At 65.5% G+C, this 20,225-nt stretch carries 22 protein-coding genes; 7 read left to right on the top strand and 15 right to left on the bottom strand.

What is annotated here, in order from left to right; all coding sequences use genetic code 11:
* Positions 1 to 68: 68 nt before the first annotated feature.
* Positions 69 to 563, top strand: a complete 495-nt coding sequence (locus tag V6Z91_RS25265) for a GNAT family N-acetyltransferase (RefSeq protein WP_338762759.1) — start codon at positions 69 to 71, stop codon at positions 561 to 563.
* A gap of 67 nt (positions 564 to 630) precedes the next feature.
* Here the strand turns inward: V6Z91_RS25265 and V6Z91_RS25260 are convergent, their stop codons facing one another.
* Complete coding sequence (locus tag V6Z91_RS25260) at positions 631 to 852, bottom strand: hypothetical protein (protein WP_338762757.1); 222 nt, start codon at positions 850 to 852, stop codon at positions 631 to 633.
* Positions 853 to 1,039: 187 nt separating this feature from the next.
* On the opposite strand from V6Z91_RS25260, the gene V6Z91_RS25255 reads away from it, so the two are divergent.
* Positions 1,040 to 1,453, top strand: coding sequence for a BLUF domain-containing protein (locus V6Z91_RS25255; RefSeq protein WP_338762754.1), 414 nt, complete (start codon positions 1,040 to 1,042; stop codon positions 1,451 to 1,453).
* A 39-nt stretch (positions 1,454 to 1,492) separates the two neighbouring features.
* On the opposite strand, the gene V6Z91_RS25250 is transcribed toward V6Z91_RS25255, so the two are convergent.
* The 8 genes from V6Z91_RS25250 to V6Z91_RS25215 form a co-directional block, all read right to left on the bottom strand.
* Positions 1,493 to 2,062 (bottom strand): hypothetical protein, encoded by a 570-nt coding sequence (locus V6Z91_RS25250; protein WP_338762751.1) that lies wholly within the window; start codon positions 2,060 to 2,062, stop codon positions 1,493 to 1,495.
* Between the two features lie 81 nt (positions 2,063 to 2,143).
* The gene (locus V6Z91_RS25245; protein ID WP_338762748.1) at positions 2,144 to 2,500 is read right to left on the bottom strand and encodes a translation initiation factor Sui1; all 357 of its coding nucleotides are present in this window, start codon (positions 2,498 to 2,500) and stop codon (positions 2,144 to 2,146) included.
* A 69-nt stretch (positions 2,501 to 2,569) separates the two neighbouring features.
* On the bottom strand, positions 2,570 to 3,196 hold the full coding sequence (locus V6Z91_RS25240; RefSeq protein ID WP_338762745.1) for an FMN-binding negative transcriptional regulator: 627 nt from the start codon (positions 3,194 to 3,196) through the stop codon (positions 2,570 to 2,572).
* Positions 3,197 to 3,316: 120 nt separating this feature from the next.
* Positions 3,317 to 3,925 (bottom strand): PH domain-containing protein, encoded by a 609-nt coding sequence (locus V6Z91_RS25235; protein WP_338762743.1) that lies wholly within the window; start codon positions 3,923 to 3,925, stop codon positions 3,317 to 3,319.
* A gap of 183 nt (positions 3,926 to 4,108) precedes the next feature.
* Positions 4,109 to 5,341: an ArgE/DapE family deacylase gene (locus V6Z91_RS25230; RefSeq protein ID WP_338762741.1), complete on the bottom strand. Its 1,233-nt coding sequence runs from the start codon at positions 5,339 to 5,341 to the stop codon at positions 4,109 to 4,111.
* On the bottom strand, positions 5,338 to 7,113 hold the full coding sequence (uraD, locus tag V6Z91_RS25225; RefSeq protein ID WP_338762739.1) for a 2-oxo-4-hydroxy-4-carboxy-5-ureidoimidazoline decarboxylase: 1,776 nt from the start codon (positions 7,111 to 7,113) through the stop codon (positions 5,338 to 5,340). The genes V6Z91_RS25230 and uraD overlap by 4 nt, the downstream gene beginning before the upstream one ends.
* A 1-nt stretch (position 7,114) precedes the next feature.
* Positions 7,115 to 8,062, bottom strand: coding sequence for an allantoinase PuuE (gene puuE, locus V6Z91_RS25220; protein WP_338762736.1), 948 nt, complete (start codon positions 8,060 to 8,062; stop codon positions 7,115 to 7,117).
* A 20-nt stretch (positions 8,063 to 8,082) separates the two neighbouring features.
* Positions 8,083 to 8,808: a GntR family transcriptional regulator gene (locus V6Z91_RS25215; RefSeq protein WP_338762732.1), complete on the bottom strand. Its 726-nt coding sequence runs from the start codon at positions 8,806 to 8,808 to the stop codon at positions 8,083 to 8,085.
* Positions 8,809 to 8,979: 171 nt separating this feature from the next.
* Between V6Z91_RS25215 and uraH the strand changes: the two genes are divergently transcribed.
* The 3 genes from uraH to V6Z91_RS25200 all read left to right on the top strand — a co-directional run bounded on the left by uraH (position 8,980) and on the right by V6Z91_RS25200 (position 12,379).
* On the top strand, positions 8,980 to 9,336 hold the full coding sequence (gene uraH / locus V6Z91_RS25210) for a hydroxyisourate hydrolase (RefSeq protein ID WP_131145491.1): 357 nt from the start codon (positions 8,980 to 8,982) through the stop codon (positions 9,334 to 9,336).
* A gap of 196 nt (positions 9,337 to 9,532) precedes the next feature.
* Positions 9,533 to 10,771, top strand: coding sequence for a urate hydroxylase PuuD (locus tag V6Z91_RS25205; protein WP_338762722.1), 1,239 nt, complete (start codon positions 9,533 to 9,535; stop codon positions 10,769 to 10,771).
* Between the two features lie 96 nt (positions 10,772 to 10,867).
* Complete coding sequence (locus V6Z91_RS25200; protein ID WP_338762720.1) at positions 10,868 to 12,379, top strand: nucleobase:cation symporter-2 family protein; 1,512 nt, start codon at positions 10,868 to 10,870, stop codon at positions 12,377 to 12,379.
* Between the two features lie 146 nt (positions 12,380 to 12,525).
* On the opposite strand, the gene V6Z91_RS25195 is transcribed toward V6Z91_RS25200, so the two are convergent.
* From V6Z91_RS25195 to V6Z91_RS25180, 4 genes are all read right to left on the bottom strand, one after another.
* Positions 12,526 to 13,578, bottom strand: coding sequence for a porin (locus V6Z91_RS25195; protein ID WP_338762718.1), 1,053 nt, complete (start codon positions 13,576 to 13,578; stop codon positions 12,526 to 12,528).
* 105 nt (positions 13,579 to 13,683) lie between these two features.
* Positions 13,684 to 15,006: an MFS transporter gene (locus tag V6Z91_RS25190; RefSeq protein ID WP_338762716.1), complete on the bottom strand. Its 1,323-nt coding sequence runs from the start codon at positions 15,004 to 15,006 to the stop codon at positions 13,684 to 13,686.
* 87 nt (positions 15,007 to 15,093) lie between these two features.
* Complete coding sequence (locus tag V6Z91_RS25185) at positions 15,094 to 16,092, bottom strand: transketolase family protein (protein ID WP_338762714.1); 999 nt, start codon at positions 16,090 to 16,092, stop codon at positions 15,094 to 15,096.
* On the bottom strand, positions 16,092 to 16,949 hold the full coding sequence (locus V6Z91_RS25180; protein WP_338762712.1) for a transketolase: 858 nt from the start codon (positions 16,947 to 16,949) through the stop codon (positions 16,092 to 16,094). Before V6Z91_RS25180 ends, V6Z91_RS25185 begins: the two co-directional genes overlap by 1 nt.
* Before the next feature lie 91 nt (positions 16,950 to 17,040).
* Here V6Z91_RS25180 and V6Z91_RS25175 point away from each other — a divergent pair, with 91 nt between their 5' ends.
* Positions 17,041 to 17,988 (top strand): LysR substrate-binding domain-containing protein, encoded by a 948-nt coding sequence (locus V6Z91_RS25175; protein WP_338762709.1) that lies wholly within the window; start codon positions 17,041 to 17,043, stop codon positions 17,986 to 17,988.
* 100 nt (positions 17,989 to 18,088) lie between these two features.
* Here V6Z91_RS25175 and V6Z91_RS25170 read toward each other — a convergent pair whose 3' ends face one another.
* Positions 18,089 to 18,838, bottom strand: coding sequence for an SDR family NAD(P)-dependent oxidoreductase (locus V6Z91_RS25170; RefSeq protein WP_338762706.1), 750 nt, complete (start codon positions 18,836 to 18,838; stop codon positions 18,089 to 18,091).
* A 110-nt stretch (positions 18,839 to 18,948) separates the two neighbouring features.
* Positions 18,949 to 19,881, bottom strand: a complete 933-nt coding sequence (locus V6Z91_RS25165; RefSeq protein WP_338762704.1) for a family 43 glycosylhydrolase — start codon at positions 19,879 to 19,881, stop codon at positions 18,949 to 18,951.
* A 113-nt stretch (positions 19,882 to 19,994) separates the two neighbouring features.
* Between V6Z91_RS25165 and V6Z91_RS25160 the strand changes: the two genes are divergently transcribed.
* Positions 19,995 to 20,168: a lipoprotein gene (locus V6Z91_RS25160; protein ID WP_338762702.1), complete on the top strand. Its 174-nt coding sequence runs from the start codon at positions 19,995 to 19,997 to the stop codon at positions 20,166 to 20,168.
* The last annotated feature ends 57 nt before the right edge of the window (positions 20,169 to 20,225 follow it).

The following is a 20,225-nucleotide window of genomic DNA, read 5'->3' as shown; positions in this document are numbered from 1 at the left end:
GATATCGTCCGGTCCCGAGCCGTATGCGCAATGCCACTATCTTTTGTCCCGCGACCGAGGCGCCGCGCATGCTTCGGCGCGACGACCTGCCGGCCCTGCTGCACATCCAGAGAGCCTGCTACGACGCCGCTTTCATCGAAAGCGGGGAGGTCTACGCGCGCCGCCTGGCCAGCCCGGCCAATTGTTCGCTCGTGATCGAGCGCGATGGCCGGGTGTGCGGCTACCTGGCTGCATACCGGTCGTCGCTCGGCAAGGTGACCCCGCTGCACGGCGATTTCGAGCGTACCGACGGGGTGCCCGATACGCTCTACCTGCACGACATGGCGGTGCTGCCGGCGTTTGCCGGCCAGGGACTGGCGCGGGCATTGCTCGAAGCGCTATGGGAGGGAGGAAGAGCGTGGGGATTGCGCCATACCGCGCTGGTTTCCGTGCAGGATTCCAGCGACTACTGGGCCAGGCACGGGTATGCGCCGCGGCCGGTGCCTGATGCACGGCAGCTTTCCCGGCTGGCCAGCTATGGCGATCGTGCGGTCTACATGGTGCGCGCGCTGGATCATTGCTGACACCCGGTTTTCGCCGGCCATCGTTCACGCCGCTATCCAGCGCAATCGCTGCCGGGCCACGGGCCGGTCATTCGTCGGCGTGGAAGAACGCGCAGATCGAACGGAACCCGGCCCAGCCACCCATCAGGATGACGAATGTCAGCAGCAACGTCCCCAGCAGCCCGATGCGATGGTCCCCGACCCCAGCCGGCGGCATGAGGTAACGCAATGGCAGCCAGAGCAGGCAGGCAATGCAGACGGCCCAGGCAACCACCGCCAGGACGTGAAATGTTCGACACCGCGCGTTCACGCACCTTCTCCCCGATCCATCGATGCGCCAAGCATAGTGCAAGGCGCGTTAAGGAGGCGTTATGCAGGCGGGCCGGCGGGGCGTCGCGCCGGGCCAACGGTATCGCATGTTTCTCCCACGCGCCGATCTGAAGTGAGATATATTCCACACGGAAACAATTTTGCTCCTAACTTCAGCACCCTTCATCATGTCACTGCACCAACTCGTCTACCTCAGCCAGTCGAACGGCAAGATGCCCAAAGAAGAATTGGCCGCCATCTGGAAGCAGGCCAAGGCCAACAACGCCACGAAGGACGTCACGGGCAGCCTGTTCTACAACGGCGGCTGGTTCATGCAAGTCCTCGAAGGTCCCGCGTCGACGCTCGATGCGCTGTACGCCAGGATCGCGAAGGACCCGCGCCACCATGACCTGCGTCTGCTCTACAACCAGCCGGCGGCGGCCCGTACCTTCGTGCGCTGGACAATGAACATGACGAACCTGGAAGAGCGGCAGGCGGACAAGTACGAGGAACTGGTCGAGATCATCGAGGCGGCCAAGGTTGGGCGGAAGATCCACGCGCTTGCCCCGGCCGTGATGCTGTTGAAGATCTTCAGCAGCTGAAGCATCCGGCAACGCGGCTAGCGCCGCCGCGCGTGATGTTCACTTGATGGCTGCGGCCAGCTTCGCCCACACGGCGTCGCCTACGTCCTGCCGCCCATCCGGAGCACGGAAGGCGAGGTAGAACACTTCGTTCTTCCTGCCGGTCGCCATGTACATGAAGTAGGCCGGCTGGCCGGTCGTCCGGCTGACCATCGATACCAGCACGGCGGGATGCTTCGCGTCCTTGAACGGCTTGACCTGGATATTGGTGGCGGCCGATTTCATCTTGGTCAGCGAACCCGGATCGTCGATGCCGTAGAACACGCGGTGGCGCGCGTCATACGTGACAGCGGTGGCCATCGAGCCATACATGTAGCCGTTCCGGCTTGGGAGGTTGTCGGCGCTCGCCGTCGCGGCGTCCGCCGGGCGCATCCAGTAGGAATAGCCGATCTTCTGGATCTTCGCCGGCCCGTATTCGACCGGCACGGGAACATTCAGCGCGATCGGCAGGGGCAGGCGGTTGCCCATGAACTGGTTGACCGGCACGTCGCGCGTCTGCACGGGGGCTGCCGGCGCGGCCATTGCGGGCACGCCGATCGCTGCCGCCGCTGCGAGGAAGATCATTTTCATCTGGGACCCTGTTTCCTTGTCGGTTTCGGGAAGGCCCTGTGCCTTCCTGCCGCCGGCAATTGTAGCCGGTCCCCCAGCGACTCAGCCACCGACGCGTTTCGGCTGGTGGCCAAGCTTCTTCAGCGCCTCGATCACCGTGTCGCAGTGGTCGCCTTGCACCTCGATCACGCCATCCTTGACGGTGCCGCCGGAACCGCACGCGGTGCGCAACTGCTTGCCCAGCACGGCCAGCGCGGTGGCGTCGAGCGCCAATCCCTTGACGACGGTTACCGTCTTGCCGCCCCGGCCCTTCGTCAGGCGCGAGACCTTGACCACGCCGTCGCCCAGGATGGCGGGCATGGCCTTGCAGGCGCACGCCGCCACGGGTTGCCGGCAATCGGGGCACATGCGCCCGGTTTCGGTGGAGTAGACGAGGCCGCTGTTCGAACTGCTTTTCATGGTCTTGCTCAGGTGATTCGCGATGAGGTCCGCAAGTGTATCAGTAGCGGGCTGCGCGGACGCCCGCGATCAGCAGCGCGCTTCATCCATCAGGCCGATCATCGCGGCGGCGGTGCCTTCGGCGCGCATGCCTTCGATCACGCCCATGCGGTCCGCGGGCGTTCGGTTCTGGCTGAGCTTGTACTTGCCTTCGATCGCCTCGATTGGGATCTCGATGCCGGCAAGTCCCCCGATCAGGGCCGTGGTGAAGGCCGCCGGCGCATCGGCAACCGTCCAGGGGTGCTCGCGAGCGTTTTCGTGATTGCCCGTCAGCTCTTCCAGCTGCGTGCGAATCCACGCCGGGTCGTCGATGACCCGCGCTTTGCCGCGCACCTGCACCATGGTGAAATTCCAGGTTGGCACGACCTTGCCATGTTCCGCCTTCGATGCATACCACGCCGGCGATACATAGGATTCGGGGCCCTGGAAGATGACCAGCACCGCGGCGCCCTCGCGCAACGCCTCGACCTGGCGGTTGCTCCAGCCGAGGTGGGCCCGCAGGGTACCGTGCTCGCCGCCGGCGTGCAGCGAGAACGGAACGAGATTCGCCATCAGGCCGCCGCTGCCGGAGGTCACCAAGGTCGCGAGCGGATGGGCGCGGATCAGGCCGTGGAGGATTTCCAGGCGCTCTTCGCGGAAGTGGCTGGGGCAGTGCACGGTGTTCCTTTCCGGTTGCGGGAAGGCCCATTGTTGCCCGATCGCGCCATGGGTTGAAGAGCCAGTGGGGCGGGAAAGGGGGGAGCCACCAGCCGGTCGCGGTGGCCCTTCCCGGACGGTTCAGTTGTGGATGTATTTCGCGAACACATCGCTGAAATCGCGCTTCGTATGCGTATCGAGCACCGCGGTATTGAGCGCCGCCAGCAGCGCGTTGAACTGGCTGGTGAGCGTGCCGCCATCGGGGGCGATATTGAGCTTGTGCACCGACGCGGTCGCCTCCAGCGCCTGCAAGGCGTTTTCGCGGCACACCTCGTCGCGCCGTTGCTGCTTGCCGATCGTGACCAGGGCCTTGTAGACATCCTTGAGCTGTTCGATGAAGCTCTTCTTCACGTCGATGGAGAACTCCAGGTCGTCCACACTGAACTTCAGCTCGATATCCATGTCGATCGTGCCGGCGGTCTCGATGGTGACGTCCGAAATGCGGTGCGACGCGTACTCGTAGCGCTTGATCGAACGCTTCGACGACACGGCCGAGTCGCCGTCCACGTGGATCAGCGCCAGGTTCGTGAAGCAGTATTCATCCTTCTTGCTCTTGATGAGGAAGAAGATCTTTTCGCCATCCTCGGTGAACAGGTAATCGTCCGCGTCGACCTTGTTGTAGTCGGCGGGCCCGACGATGACGCCGATATCGCTGATGCCGAGGGCTTCGGCGGCAAATTTCTTGAACATGGTGGCTCCCACGTGGTGAAAAGTGCAACATTAACACCAATCCTCAACGAAGAACACGTCTCCGTACCGCCTGCGCGTGCTTGCAAATCGCATCTCACCAACTCACATCGGGGCGAGCCGCATGAAAAAAGCCCGCCCTCTCGCGAGGCCGGGCTTTCCATCATCACGCTAACTGAAAGAAGCTCAGTCCAGCAGATCGAACAGCGAGCGCGCCACGACCTTGGTCGCGCGGCGCAGGTCTTCCAGCACGATGTGCTCGTCGCCGCGCTTGGCGTTCGATTCCGAGACGGTGCGCGGGCCGGCGCCGTACAGCACGGCCGGCACGCCGGCTTCGCCGAACAGGCGGGCATCCGTGTACAGCGGGGTGCCGGCGGCGCCGATTTCCTCGTCGAACACGGCGGTGGCGTGGCGCGACAGGGCGTCCACCAGCGGCACGTTGCCGTCCAGCGGTTTCAGCGCATTGGCCAGCAGCATGCGGCGGATCTCGATCGTCACGCCCTGGCAGTCCGCCACGGCTTCCTTCATCACCTTGTGCAGCGCCGCTTCGACTTCCAGCGGGTTCTCTTCCGGGATCATGCGGCGGTCGACCTTCATGACGACCTTGCCCGGCACCACGTTGGTGTTCGTGCCGCCTTCGATCAGGCCGATGTTCACGTAAGGGTGGTTGATGCCCTTCACGTTGCTGCGCACTTCCTTGTACTGGCGATTCTGGTCGTACAGCGCGTTCAGCACCCTGGTGGCGGCTTGCAGCGCATCGACGCCCGTTTCCGGCACGGCCGCGTGGCCGGACTTGCCGTGGATCGTGACTTCCATCTGCAGGCAGCCGTTATGGGCCGTGACGACCTGGTAGCTGAAGCCGGCGGCGATCAGCAGGTCGGGCTTGACCAGCTTGTTCTCGAGCAGGAAGCCCGGGCCCAGTTCGCCGCCGAATTCCTCGTCGTACGTGAAGTACAGTTCCACGCCGCCCCTGAGCGGCTTGCCCAGCGATTCCAGCGCGCGGGTGGCGAACGTGAAGGTGGCGAAGTCGCACTTGGACACGGCGGCGGCGCGGCCATACAGCTTGCCGTCGACGACGTTGCCGCCGTACGGGTCCTGCGTCCAGCCTTCGCCCGGCGGCACCACGTCGCCGTGGGCGTTGAGGCCCACGGTGCGGCCCTCACCGTATTTGCGGCGCACGACCAGGTTGGTGATCGTTTCCAGGCCGGCGGCGCGGGTGCGCTCTGCCGGCACGGCGTGCTGCTCGGCCTCGAAGCCGAAGGCCTTCAGCAGCTCGGCGGTGCGCTCGGCGTGCGGCGCGTTGTTGCCCGGCGGGGTGTCGGTCGGCACGCGCACCAGCTCCTGCAGGAAGCGCACTTCCTCGTCGAAATGGGCGTCGATCCAGGCGTCGAGCGAAGCGTAGGGATTGGAAGTGGTCATGTCAGGTCCGTTGCGAGTTGATTGAGAAGGTTCTGGAATGCGCGCACGCACAGTTCCGTGTCGTCATTCGTGATGGATTCCAGCGGGTTGTGGCTGATGCCGGCGTTCAGGCCGCGCAGGAACAGCATGGCTTGCGGCATCACGCGGTGCAGCATCATGGCGTCGTGGCCCGCACCGCTCGGCATGCGGAAGACCGGCAGGCCCAGCGCCTCGACGGCGCTTTCCCAGCGCGCGCGCCAGTCGGGTGCGCACGGCGCGGCATCGGCCTGCATCGTTTCTTCCAGCGTGTATTGCAGGCCGCGGCGGTCGCAGATGGCCTTCAGTTCGTTGCGGATGTCTTCCGCGGCCGCGTCGCGCACCTCGTTCGTGGTGGCGCGCACGTCCAGGCTGAAGCGGCAGCGGCCCGGCACCACGTTGATCGAGCCGTTCGGCACTTCCAGCATGCCCACCGTTGCCACCAGGTCTTCCACGGCACCGCCGCGCTTCTCCGTGTACAGCACCAGCTCGGCTGCGGCGGCCGCGGCATCGCGGCGCATCGTCATCGGCGTGGTGCCCGCATGGCTAGCCATGCCGGTGATCTGGCCCACGTAGCGCACGCTGCCGTTGATCGACGTGACGATGCCCAGCGGCAGGTCGAGGGCGTTCAGCACCGGGCCCTGCTCGATGTGCACTTCCACGAAGCCCAGGTAGCGCGACACGTCGCGCTGCAGCGCATCGATGGCGGAGATGTCGAGGTCCGCGTTCGCGATAGCGTCGCGCATCGGCACGCCGGCGGCATCGACCTGGTCGAGCCAGGTCTTGTCGAACTGGCCGCACAGGGCGCCGGAACCGAGGAAGGTGGCCTTGTAGCGCTGGCCTTCCTCTTCGGCGAAGCCCACCACCTCGATGCCGTAGGGCAGGCGGCGGCCGGCGCGGTGCAGTTCGCGCACGCAGGCCATCGGCACGAAGATGCCCAGGCGGCCGTCGTACTTGCCGCCGTTGCGCACGGTATCGTAGTGAGAGCCGGTCAGCAGGCGCTTCGCCTGCGGGTCGCTGCCATGGTAGACGCCGACCACGTTGCCCACGGCATCGATCGACACTTCATCGAAGCCGCATTCCTCGCGCATGCGGGTCGCCAGCTCGCGGGCGGCGGCGCGGTGCGCATCGGTCAGATACGTCACGCACAGTTCGCCGCGCTCGGCATAGCCGGGTTCCGTGTGCCTGGCCAGTTCCTCGTGCCAGTCCCACACCAGGTTGCCCAAGGTCGGCTCGGTGGCGAACTTGTCGTTCAGGCGGATTTCGGCGATGCGGTGGATGTTGCGCAACGCTTCGTCGAATTCGAATTCCGGTCCGTTATTCAGGCGGCGCGCGAAGGTGGCGATGATCTCGTGGCGGTCCAGGCCCAGGCCGCGCGGACCCCGCACGGCGAGGATGAAGGGGAAGCCGAACTTGGCGTTGTAGTCGGCATTCAGCTGCTGGATGCGCTGGAACTCCTCCGGCGTGCAATCGGTCAGGCCGGCCTTGCTTTGTTCATTCGTGGACTCCGCGGTCAGCGATTTCGTGACCATCGCCTTGCCGGCCAGCTCCGGGTGGGCCTTGATCAGGCCCAGGCGGGCTTCGCGCGGCGCGTTGCGCAGCGTTTCGATCAGCGCGCGCTTCAGGCCGGCGAGGCTGGCGAACGGGCGGGCGTGCCACGTGTGCTCGGCGATCCACGGCGAGTGTTCATAGACGCCGTCGAGCAGGGCCGTGAATTCGGCCTGCGAGGCATCGTTCAATTGTTCCAGGGTCAGCATATCAGTCCCAAGCGAAAGCGGTATCAGGGTTGAATGGGTGCGCCTCTTTCCAGTGGCGCGCGATGTCGACGCGGCGGGCGACCCACACGTGGTCATGCTGGCCGATATAGTCGAGGAAGCGTTGCAGCGACTTCAGGCGGCCCGGCCGGCCCAGCAGGCGGCAGTGCATGCCGATGCTCATCATCGTCGGTGTCTCGGCCCCTTCCTCGTAGTGCACGTCGAACGCGTCCTTCAGGTAGTGGAAGAACGGGTCGCCGTGCGAGAAGCCCTGGGGCAGGGCAAAGCGCATGTCGTTGCAGTCGAGCGTGTAGGGCACCACCAGTTGCGGCGCGCGCGTGCCGTCGGTCTTGCGCACGTTCAGCCAGAACGGCAGGTCGTCGCCGTAGTAATCGCTGTCGTATTCGAAGCCGCCATAGTCGGCGACCAGGCGGCGCGTGTTCGGGCTGTCGCGGCCCGTGTACCAGCCGAGCGGACGCTCGCCGGTCAGGCGCTTGATCGCTTCCATGCCGAGCGCCATGTGTTCGCGCTCGGTGGCTTCGTCCACGTTCTGGTAGCTGATCCAGCGCCAGCCGTGGCAGGCGATCTCATGGCCCAGCTCCACGAAGGCGGCCGTCACCTCGGGGCAGCGTTCGAGCGCCATGCCCACGCCGAAGATCGTCAGCGGCAGGCCGCGCTTCTCGAACTCGCGCAGGATGCGCCACACGCCCACGCGCGAACCGTATTCGTAGATGCCTTCCATCGACAGGTGGCGGGCCGGGAAGGCGGCCGGATTGAACATCTCGGAGAGGAATTGCTCGCTGCCGGCATCGCCGTGCAGGATGGAATTCTCGCCGCCTTCTTCATAGTTCAGCACGAACTGCACGGCCACGCGGGCGCCGCCCGGCCAGTTCGCCTGCGGCCGGTCGCGGCCATACCCTTTCAGGTCGCGCGGGTAAATGGGATTCGTCATTGTTGTTTTACCGCTTTCTCTTACCGATTGAGGATTTCCGCCAAGTCCACCTGCTGCGGATCCAGGTTCAGATTGTGTTGCACGTTGACGAGGTGCTTGCCTACCAGCCGCACGGCCGCCTTCACGTCGCGCCGCTCGAACGCGTCCACGATCGCCACGTGTTCGCTGTGCGACTCGCCGGCCGAATGGGAAGACTGGTGCATCAGCGCGATCAGCGACGAGCGGGTGAGCAGTTCGCTCAGCATCTGCGTCAGTACCTCGTTGCCGAGCATGCGCGCCAGCACGAGGTGGAAGTCGGCCAGCAGGCGCGTGCGCCCCGGCACCGCGGCATCGTTCACTGCCGCTTCCTCGAGCGCGAGGTGCTCGCGCAGCTGGCGGATCTGCTCGTCCGTGATGGTGGCGCACAGCCGCTTCGTGACGGCCGTCTCGAGGATGCTGCGCATTTCGAATACATCGCGCGCTTCCTCGGCGGTGGGGGTGGCGACGAACGCGCCGCGCGCCGGTTCCAGCACCACGAGCCGATCCCGGCTCAGCTGGTTGAAGGCTTGCCGGACGACGGTGCGCGACACCTCGAAGATGTCGCCGATCTTCTGTTCCGACAGCTTGGTGCCCGGCATCAGCCGGCGCTCGGCGATCGCGGCGGTGATGGAATCGACGATGCGCTGGGTGGCGCCCGCCGCCGGCGCGTGCGCATCCGGTGCCAGCGTGGCGGGAACGATTTTCAGTTGGGTGCGGGTTCTAGCCATGAATCGTAGTGATCAGAACATAAACTGGTTGACATCGGAAACAGAGTGTATACACTTTTCAAAAAAAGGAAAGTATAAAAACGCAAAAAGTGTATGCAATCCTGCTTGTACAATATTGCATATGCAATCACCTCGGCAATCCCGCCGACCATTCTTGAGAAAAGGAGCCCCATGGGACACTTGAGTACCCACGTTCTGGACACGATGCACGGCTGCCCGGCCGCCGGCATGCGTGTGCAGCTGCAACGGATCGATGGCGACACCGTCACCACGATCAAGAGCCTGACGCTGAACGCCGACGGCCGCAACGACGGCGGACCGCTGCTCAACGCCGAAACGATGGCCGTCGGCCGCTACCGCCTGGTGTTCTCGGTGGCCGAATACTTCCGCGGCCGCGACGTGCGCCTGCCGGAACCGGCCTTCCTCGACGAAGTGCCGCTGGACTTCGGCATCGCCGACGCCGCCGGCCACTACCACGTGCCGCTGCTGGTCAGCCCGTGGTCGTATTCGACTTACCGTGGCTCGTGAGCCACAAGCACAAATAAGTTAGACGACGTATATCCAGCAAAGACTGGATCGTATACAGTTGTTAGTGTCGCCGCGGAGCACACCGGTACCGCCCAACAGCAGTGCCGATGGTTGCGATGATTTGCCCCACACAGAGCCCGCTGTGGTGAGGGGACAGTACGGTGAATTCCGTGCTTCTCTGTTTGTTTGAGGCTCTATGGATATGTATCTGATGGACTGGGTCAACCTGCTTCTGCGCTGGACCCACGTCATTACCGCGATCGCCTGGATCGGCGCTTCGTTCTACTTTGTCTTCCTCGATAACAGCCTGACCAAGCCCACCGCGCCGGATCTCGTCGCCAAGGGCGTCGACGGCGAGCTGTGGGCCGTCCACGGCGGCGGTTTCTACCACCCGCAAAAGTACCTGGTCGCTCCCAAGTCCATGCCGGATCACCTGCACTGGTTCTACTGGGAGAGCTATGCCACCTGGCTGTCCGGCTTCGGGCTGTTCACGGTGCTGTACCTGTTCAACGCCGGTACCTTCATGGTCGACAAGACCGTGTACGACTGGCCCGCGCAGTCGGCAGTGATCGGCGCGCTGGCCTTCCTGGTCGTGTTCTGGCTAATCTACGATACCATCTGCCGTTCCCTGGGCCGCACCAAGAACGGCGACCTGAAGGTCGGCCTGATCGTGTTCGGCTTCGTGGTGTTCGCTTCCTGGCTGGCTTGCCAGCTGTTCGCCGGCCGTGCCGCCTTCCTGCTGGTGGGCGCGATGATGGCGACCGCGATGAGCGCCAACGTGTTCTTCTGGATCATTCCTGGCCAGCGCAAGGTCGTCAAGCAGCTGAAGGCCGGTGAACCGGTCGACCCGATCTACGGCTGGCGCGCCAAGCAGCGTTCGGTGCACAACACCTACTTCACGCTGCCCGTGCTGTTCGCGATGCTGTCGAACCACTACGGCTTCCTGTACTCGGGTGAGCACAACTGGATCGTGCTGGTCCTGATGATGATGACCGGCGCCCTGATCCGCCACAGCTTCGTGGCCCGCCACAAGGCCCTGGTGCATGGCAAGCGCGTTCCCTGGGAACACGCCTTCGGCGGTACCGCCGCGATGGTTGCCCTGATCATCTGGCTGGTACCCGCACCGCAGGCCGACGTGCCGGCCGTGGCGGAAGCCCCCGCGGCCGCCGCCGGTGCCACCGCAGGTGCCGAGCAAAGCCCGTTCGCCAAGGTGAAGGCCGTGGTCGACCAGCGCTGCGTGATGTGCCACTCGGCTGCGATGGCGAGCAAGGGCATCCGCCTCGATTCCACCGACGAGATCAAGCGCCATGCCCAGGCCCTGTACCAGCAGTCCGTGGTCATGAAGCTGATGCCCCTCAATAACGCCACCAACATCACGCAGGGCGAACGCGACCTGCTGAAGAAGTGGTACGAGGACGGCGCCAAGGTCGAGTAAGCCCTCATGAAGTAACAGCCAGGCAGTAACAGGTGCCGGGTCCGGCCCATCGGCAGCATGCATTCTGAAGTTAAATAAAACAACCAGGAGACAAGCATGAAGCAACAGATGTTGGACCCGGCCCGGCCGGGATTGGAAGCGCACGTCGATCCCGTCGACGAACGCCTGCCGCTGGGGCGGCTCTCCGCCCTCGGCCTGCAGCATGTGCTGGTGATGTATGCCGGCGCGATCGCCGTGCCGCTGATCGTGGGCCGCGCCCTGCAACTGTCGCCTGAACAGGTGACGATGCTGATCTCGGCCGACCTGTTCTGCTGCGGGCTGGTGACCCTGATCCAGTCCCTCGGCCTGACCAGGCACTTCGGCATCCGGCTGCCCGTGATGATGGGAGTCACGTTCGCCGCCGTCGGCCCGATGGTGGCGATCGCCAACGGGCTGCCGGGTGTCGATGGTGCCCGGGCCATCTTCGGCGCCGGCATCGGCGCCGGCATACTCTCGCTGCTGCTGGCTCCGCTGATGAGCCGGATGCTGCGCTTCTTCCCGCCGGTCGTCACCGGCACCATCATCCTCGTCATCGGCATTACCCTGATGCGCGTGGGCGTGGGCTGGGCAATGGGCGGCCCCGAATCCGCCGCCCGTGCCGTCGACGTGCCCACCCTGGTGACGATGGTCGACCAGATGAAGGCCGACGCGGCGGCCTCCGCCGCGCCGCTGGCCAGCAAGCTGCCTGGCCCGGTTCCCACGGTCGCCAACCCGAACTACGGGGCACTCGACAATCTCGCGATCGCCACCTTCGTCCTGCTGTTCATCGTGGTGACGGTGCGCTACGCGAAAGGCTTCCTCTGCAATATTTCCGTCCTGCTCGGCATCGTTGCCGGCTGCGCCGTCGCTTACTCGATGGGCAAGATGAACTTCAGTAAAGTGGCCAACGCGAGCTGGTTCGAGCTCGTCACGCCGTTCGCCTTCGGCATGCCGACCTTCGACATCGTGATGATTGCCACGCTTACCGTGGTGATGATCGTGGTGATGATCGAGTCAGCCGGCATGTTCCTCGCGCTGGCGGAAATGACGGGCTCGAAAGTCGACCAGAAGAAGCTGGCGGCGGGCCTGCGCACCGACGGCCTGGGCACGCTGATCGGCGGCATCTTCAACACCTTCCCGCACACGAGCTTCTCGCAGAACGTGGGGCTGGTGGCGGTAACGGGCGTCAAGAGCCGCTGGGTATGCGTGGCCGGCGGCGTGATCATGATCGTGCTGGGCATGCTGCCCAAGCTGGCCGCGCTGGTCGAGGCGATCCCCCAGTTCGTGCTGGGCGGCGCCGGCCTCGTGATGTTCGGCATGGTGGCCGCGGCCGGCATCCGCATCCTGAACCGCGTGGACTTCCGCACCAACCGCTTCAACCTCTACATCGTGGCGCTGTCGATCGGCTTCGGCCTGATCCCGCTGGTCGCCCCGCACTGGGCGCAGCAGATGGCGCACAGCCTGCATCCGCTGCTGGAATCGGGGATCCTGCTGACGGCCGTGGCGGCCGTGGTGCTGAACCTGTTCTTCAATGGCTCCGGCGTCAAGGATGCCGAGGGGCAGGAGGAGGGGCATTTGTCGCACGCGTGATGAGGTGTTGGCGCATGCGACCTGGTGTCGGACACCCTTGGGTGTCCGACACCGGTTTTCCTCCGCGCTTGCCGACTCCGGTGAAGAAAACCGGTGTCCGACACCCGATGGGTGTCCGACACCAGTCCTCAAGCACCGGCTGTGTGCTAAAACCGATGCTGCATCCCCACCGTCACGCTCTTCTGGTTCGACCCGCTCCCCACCTCATCCCGCGCCAGGCTGACCAGCGCCCCATGCTTCGCCTTCGCATACGCGGCCGTGACGTACAAATCGGTGCGCTTCGACAGCGCATACCGTACGCGCCCGACCACCATCACCGGATCGGCTTCGACCGCCCCGTGCCGCACGTCCTGGTAGTACACGACGCCGGCGACAGTGACGGCCGGCGTGGCCAGCACGGTCGTCCCCGCCCAATACAGCCGGCCGCGCGTTTCGGCAGCACCGCCAGCCTCCTGCCGGTAATCGCGCATCGCTGCCTGCAACTTCACCTTGCCGACCGTGTACAGCGCACCGAGGTGCCATGACGTCGTGTCCCCGCGCGTGCCGGTGGTGGCATCGGGCATGCCATTGACCCGCTCGTACGTGGCCACGGCGGACCATGGCCCCACGGCATAGTTGACGGCCAGCGCCCCCTTGGCGCCATCGCCCGAGGAAGCGCCTTCGCCCGCGCCGTAGCTGGCCCCGTAGCTCCAGTTCCCGGTCTTGCCGGCATACTTGATCATATTGTCGAACGCGAACGTCATGCCGTACTTGCTGGCGCCGCTCGCATTGCCGGCCGGCGCCCACGAGTACTGCGGCGCATAGCCCATCGGGTCGTAGGGCAGCACGAAGTCGTAGACGGTGGTGAAGGCGCGGCCCAGCAGCAGGGTGCCGTAGCGGCCTTCGAGGCCGACGGTGGCCTGGCGCTTGAACAGCGGCGTGTCGGCCACGCCGGTATCGGCGGCGATGCCCATCTCCAGCTGGAACAGGGCTTTCAGGCCGCCGCCCAGGTCCTCGCTGCCGAGGAAGCCGAGGCGCGAGGTGTTCATGCCGCCGGAATTCACGCGCCACGTGGTGCCGCGGTCGGCGCCGGCATTCGTGGTGGCGCCGACGTTCATGTCGACCAGACCATACATGGTCAAATGCGAGGCCACGTTGGATTGGGCCGCGGCACTGCCGCAGGCGAGGACGCCGATGGCCCAGGCGAGCTTGCGTTTCATGGTGTCTCCGTTTTACAGGGGTGCGCAGGGTCCTTGCCGGCCCGGCGTCATGGTGGAACTTGGGGGAAGGGCGGCTTGCGGAGAGCCCCGCAAGCCGCGGGTGGATCAGCGGTCGACCGCCGCCTTCGGCACGAGGGCGATCAGCAGGGCGCCCAGCAGAAGCATGCCGGAGGTGAGGAACAGGCCGGCACCCTGCTTGCCCGTGAAGTCGTTCAGCCAGCCGACGAGCGAGGGCGAGAAGAAGCCGGCCAGGTTGGCGATGCAATTGATGGTGGCGATGCCCGCCGCCGCCGTCATGCCGCCCAGGAAGGCCGTGGGCAGTGCCCAGAACTGCGAGGTGCCGCACAGGGCGCCGGCCGCCGCCACGCTGAGCAGGGCCAGCGCGGTGCCCACGCCATCGGTGAACGGCAGGGCGAACAGGGCGGCGGCCGCGAACAGCATGGGCACGCCGCAGTGCAGGCGCCGGGCGCGGGTGCGGTCCGAGTTCCGGCCGACCAGCGGCAGGCAGACCAGGGCCACGGCATACGGGATGGCCGCCAGCAGGCCCACCATCTCCACGCCGTTCACGCCGGCGTTCTTCACGATCGTGGGCAGCCAGAACGTGAGGCCGTACTGGCCCATCACGATGCAGAAGTAGATCGCCGTCAGCAGCCACAGGCGCTTGTCGGCCAGGAAGTCCCACAGCGTGCTGTGGGCCACCTTGCCGCTGTTCTCCGCCGCGATATCGCGTTGGACGACCGCCTTTTCCTCGGCCGTCAGCCACTTCGCGCCGTCCACGCTGTCGTCCAGGTAGAACAGGATCGCCAGGCCCAGTACCAGCGAGGGCAGCGCCTCGAGGGCGAACAGCCATTGCCAGCCACGCAGGCCGTGCACGCCGGCGAAGGTTTCCATGATCCAGCCCGACAGTGGCGCGCCCACGATGGAAGCGAGCGGGATCGCCATGAAGAACAGGCCCATCACCTTGGCCCGCCGCGCCGACGGGAACCAGTACGTGATGTAGAGGATCACGCCCGGCGCGAAGCCCGCCTCCGCCACGCCGAGCAGGAAACGCAGCACGTAGAACATCGTGGGTGAGCTGACAAAGGCGAAGCTGGCCGAAATCATCGCCCAGGTGATCATGATGCGGGCCAGCCAGCGGCGGGCGCCGAAGCGGTGCAGGATCATATTGCTGGGCACTTCGAACAGGAAGTAGCCGATGAAGAACACGCCGGCGCCCAGGCCGTAGACGGTGTCGCTCCAGCGCAGGTCGGACAGCATCTGCAGCTTGGCGAAGCCCACGTTGACGCGGTCCAGGTAGGCGCCGAGGTAGCACAGCATGAGGAAGGGAACCAGCCGGCGCGTAACCTTGGCGTAGGCGCGCGTCTCGACATCGCTGGCTGAGGACTGCAAGGCGGCACCTGCCGCGGGTGTGACAGTGGTACTTTTCATGGTTGTCTCCAAATTGTCATCGCGCCGGAGGTCTTGCCGCCTCCTCGCGCGCCGGTATCCGTAAAGAGGCGTTCAGCGCAGCCAGGCTCAGTGCAGCCACGCCCTGATGCTGGCCACCATCGCCTCCGTCGAGATGCCGTAGCGATCGTGCAGCGTGGGCAGGGCGCCCGCGTCCAGGAAGGCGTCCGGCAGCGCGATCTGGCGGAAGGCCGGCGCCACGCCGGCGCGCAGCAGCGTGCCCGCGACCGCCTCGCCCAGCCCGCCGACGACGGAATGGTTCTCCGCCACCACCACCAGCCGGCCGCTGCGCGACGCTTCGCGCACGATCGTTTCCGTGTCGAGCGGCTTGATGGTGGGGGCGTGCAGCACGGCGACGCCCACATTATCCGCTGCCAGGGCGTTCGCCACCTCCAGCGCCCGCATCGTCATGATGCCGCTGGAAATCACCAGCACGTCGCGCCCGTCGCGCAGCAGCTTGGCCTTGCCCAGTTCGAACTTGTAGTCGTATTCGTCGAGCACGAGCGGCACCTTGCCGCGCAGCAGGCGCATGTAGACGGGACCCTTGTGCTCGGCCATTGCAGCCACCGCCTGTTCCGTGTCCAGCGCATCGCAGGGATCGACGATCGTCAGGCCCGGCACGCCGCGGAAGATGGCCACGTCCTCGGTGGCCTGGTGGCTGGGGCCGTAGCCGGTGGTCAGACCCGGCAGCGCGCAGCAGATCTTCACGTTCAGGTTTTCCTCGGCGATCACCTGGTGGATGAAGTCGTAGGCGCGGCGCGATGCGAACACGGCATACGTGGTCACGAACGGCGTAAAGCCTTCCTTGGCCATGCCGCCGGCGGCGCCCATCAGCAGCTGTTCGGCCATGCCCATCTGGAAGAAGCGCTCCGGGTACTCCTTTGCGAACAGGTGCAGGTCCGTGTATTTTGCCAGGTCGGCGCTCATGCCCACGATATCGGGGCGGTTGCGGGCCAGTTCCACGAGGGCGGTGCCGAACGGCGCGGCCTGCGTGCGCTGGCCCTCGGCGGCGATCGAGGCGATCATGGCCGACGTGGTCAGGCGGGGCTTGGTCATCGGGGCGTTCATCAGTTGTTTCCTTGCTGCTTGTTCTGTTCGTCCAGGATCGCGATGGCCTGCTGCCATTCGTCGGCCTCGACGCGGATGAAATGATTCTTGTCGCGCTGCTCGAGGAACGGTACGCCGGAACCCATCAGCGTGTCGAACAGGATCACCCGCGGCTGCGGGGCCGGGTGATGGCGGGCGGCGTCGAAGGCGGCCAGCACGGCGGCAATGTCGTTGCCTTTCACGCGCTGCACATGCCAGCCGAACGCTTCCCATTTTTGCGCCAGCGGTTCGAAGCCGAGGATCTTCGTGGACGGACCGTCGGCCTGCTGGTTGTTGATGTCCACCAGCGTGATCAGGTTGCCCAGCCCGAAGTGGGCGGCCGACAGCGCCGCTTCCCACGTGGAGCCTTCATCGAGCTCGCCATCGGACATCGAGTTGTAGACGAAAGCCGGATTGTTCTTCTGGCGCAGGCCCAAGGCCATGCCGACGGCGATGGTGAGGCCCTGGCCGAGCGAGCCGCCGGAGATCTCCATGCCCGGGGTGTAGGTGGCCATGCCGGACATCGGCAGGCGGGAATCGTCGCTGCCATAGGTTTCCAGCTCTTCCTCGGGCAGGATGCCCGCTTCGAGCAGCGCGGCATACAGGGCGATGGCGTAATGGCCGTGCGACAGCAGGAAACGGTCGCGGCCTTCCCATTCCGGCTCATCGGCACGATAATGCAGCGCGTGGCGGTAGGCGACGGCGAGAATGTCGGCCATGCCGAGCGCCTGGCCCACGTAGCCCTGGCCCTGCACCTCGCCCATCCGTAGCGCGTAGCGGCGGATGCGGTAGGCAGCGTGTTTCAATGCGCTCAACTGGTCGGGTAAATCGAGTTTCATTGGTGTCTCCGGTGGCGAATCATTGGTCTTGTCACGAAAGCAGTGTAAGAATCGGCAGACGGACCGTATAGCGAGTAATACTTGGCAATACATGAAACCAGTTCAGCGATACCGCGCCCTGCGCAAGGCATCCCTCAAGGGCTTGCAGGCTTTCGAGGCCGCCTACATGCACCGTTCCTTCGCCGCCGCGGCCCAGGAACTGTCGATCACGGCATCGGCCGTCAGCCATTCGATCCAGACGCTGGAAGAAGCCCTGGGCACGCTGCTGTTCGAGCGCGCGCGCCGTGGCGTCGTGCCGACGGAAGAGGGCGCCCGGCTGTATGACGTGATCCGCCGCTCGTTCAACGACATCGACGACGAGCTGCGTACCATCCTCGACCGGGGAAGCAAGCAGCAGGTGGTGACGATCCAATGCGCGCCGAGCTTCGCGGCGATCTGGGTCATGCCGCAGCTGCCGGCCTTCCTGCGCGCCCATCCGGACATCGACGTGCGGTTGTGGGCGGTGCACCAGCCGCCCGATTTTTCCAGCAGCGGCGTGGATGTTGCCGTGCTGTACGGCCGGCCCACCGCCTCGGCGGGCGTGCACGTGGAACCGATCTCCGAGCACGAGCGCTATGTGCCCGTGTGCAGCCCAAAGCTGGTCGATGGCTGGACCTTGCCGCTGCCGCCGGGCGACATCGAGAATTTCTACCTGATCCAGAACGATGTGTCGCTCACGTCATGGGACGAATGGATCGAGCGCTTCGCGCCCGAGTGCCGGCACCCGATCCGCGGGCTGCGGCTGGACCGCGCGTTCATGACTCTGAGCGCGGCCGAGAACGGGCTCGGCATGTGCATCGAGAGCACGGTGCTGGTGCAGGATTACCTGAAGGAGGGGCGCCTCGTTTGCCCGTTCGGCGAACTGGCGATCGAGGCGCGGGGGCACTACCTGGCCGTGCCGAAGAGCCGGGAAGGCTTGCAGGCCGTGCGCACGGTGGCGGACTGGATACGGGGATTTGTCGACGATGGCGACGCGGCGCCACCGTCCGGCAAGGCTTAGAGCGCCTAACACAACCCCCATGGCTGCGTTGCAGCGTCTCGCCGTACAGGTGTACTGTCTTCGACGCCGCGCCTTGCCCTGCGGGTTTTGTCAGGCGCTCTTAGTGGATCAGCATGCCGCCGTTGACGTCCAGGGTCACGCCGGTGCAGTAGGCCGACAGGTCGCTGGCCAGGAACACGACAGCGCCGGCGATATCGTCGGCCTTGCCCAGCCGCGCCAGCGGGATGTCGTTGGCGATCTCGCCCTTGCGCTCTTCGGTGAGCTTGCCCTTGATGATGTCGGTGGCGATCAGGCCCGGCGTGATGGCGTTCACGCGAATGCCCTCTGGTCCGAACTCGCGCGCCATCGCCCGCATCAGGCCCAGCACGCCCGCCTTGGCGGCCGAGTAATGCGGCCCGCCCAGGATGCCGCCGCCGCGCTGCGCGGAAACGGACGAGGTGCAGACGATGCTGCCGCTCTTCTGCCGCTGCATGGCTGGCAGCACGGCCTGCGCCATCAGCAGCGTGCCGCGCAGGCTCACGTCCAGCACCGCGTCGTAGTCGGCGGCGGAAATGTCCAGCGTCTTGCGCGGCTGCGTGATGCCGGCATTGGCGAACAGCACGTCGATGCGGCCGTAGCGCTCCAGCACGGCCTGCGCGGCCGCGTCGCACTGTTCCTTGTCCGTCACGTCCGCCACCAGACCCAGGTGGCCCTCGCCCAGCTCGGCCGCCGCGCCCGCCGGGTTCGCGCCCGCCAGGTCGGTAATGACCACCTTGGCGCCGTGCGCCGCCAGCATGCGCGCCGTCGCGAAGCCCAGGCCATTGATGCCGGCACCGCCGGTCACGATTGCCACACGATCTTTCAGTAACATTTGCGTCTCCTCGTTGATGGGTACATGATATGGCGCCATGTTCGCCGACGGCCGGCACGAGCACAAACGAGGAAAACTCAGGGGAGGGCGAATTGGATTCAGCCCTGGTGCTATCTCGCGTGCAGCGGCACCTGCCGGATCCTCCCATCCGACTCATACTCCAGTGGCGCGATCGCGATCGACCGCCGATGGCTGCCCCCGCCCGGCAGCAGGCTGTCGTGATAGAACAGCCAGCTCTTGCCACCGTGCTCGACGATCGCCTGGTGATTCGTCGAAATCTTCAGGTAATCGAGCACCACCCCCCGATAAGCGAACGGCCCGAGCGGCGACGAGCCGGTGGCGTACACGATCTGCCCCGGCCAGCCGGTGGAAAACGTGAAGTAGTACGTGCCCTTGCGCTCGTGCAGGAATGGCGCCTCGCCGTATTTCTTCTTCGGGTCGGAGGGCGGCAAGTCCTCGAGCGCGACATCGAGGATCGGCCCGTCGAGCGAGATCATGTCGGCCTTCAGCTTCACCACCTTCGGCACGCGCGTGCCGAAGTACAGGTAAGCCTGGCCATCCTTGTCGACGAACACGGCGGGGTCGATCGGCTCGTCGCCCGCGTTGGCGTCGCGCGCCTTGTCGACCAGCGGCGTGCCTCGCGCATCCGCGAAGCCGCCATCCGGGCGATCGGAGATGGCCACGCCGATCTTGTCGCCGCCCACCGGCGCGTAGAAGTAATACCTGCCATTGCGCTGGACGGCTTCCGGCGCCCACGCTTTCGCATCGGCGCGGGCCCACTTGAACACGGTCACGTCCAGCGGAATGCCGGTGTCCGTCCACGTCTTCATGTCCGGCGACGTGTACAGGCGCCAGCTCGTGGAATCCCAGTATTTCCCGGAGTTGCTGGCGTCGTCGGTTGCATACAGGTAGAACTTGCCGCCGTGCTGCGTCGTGAAGTAGTGGGGCGAGGGATCGGCATTGAAGCGTTGCGCGATCGGCTGGCCGGCCTGGGTAGCAGCGGGGAGGGCGAGCGCGAGCAGCGCCGCGGCGAGATAGTGCATGAGGTCTCCGGAAATATGGCTCCGGCAGATGATTGCGGCTGTTTTATACTTGTGTCAACATGACGGCAATCAGCTTGCCGAGTAATTGATGCCCCATGAATAAGGAGACCCCAGTGCGCAAGACCCTGCTGTTCATCACCCTCGCGTTCGGCCTGGCCGGCTGCAAAAACCTGCCGCGCGACGATACCCGTTCCTGCGACAAGCTGATGGACTGGAACGACCGCAAGGCGTGCAAGGAAAAGGTGGCGGCCGAACAAAGGGATTGGGAGAAGCGCGACAAGAAATAAGCCTTGCGAAGGCGATCGTTGTGTGTCGTACAATCACGGGCCGACCCGGATCGGCCC

Origin of the sequence: Massilia sp. METH4 (genome assembly GCF_037094685.1) — a bacterium.
Classification (GTDB): Bacteria; Pseudomonadota; Gammaproteobacteria; order Burkholderiales; family Burkholderiaceae_D; genus Rugamonas.
Note: the sequence above shows the minus strand (reverse complement) of the source record. Positions and strands in the feature narration are given on the sequence as shown.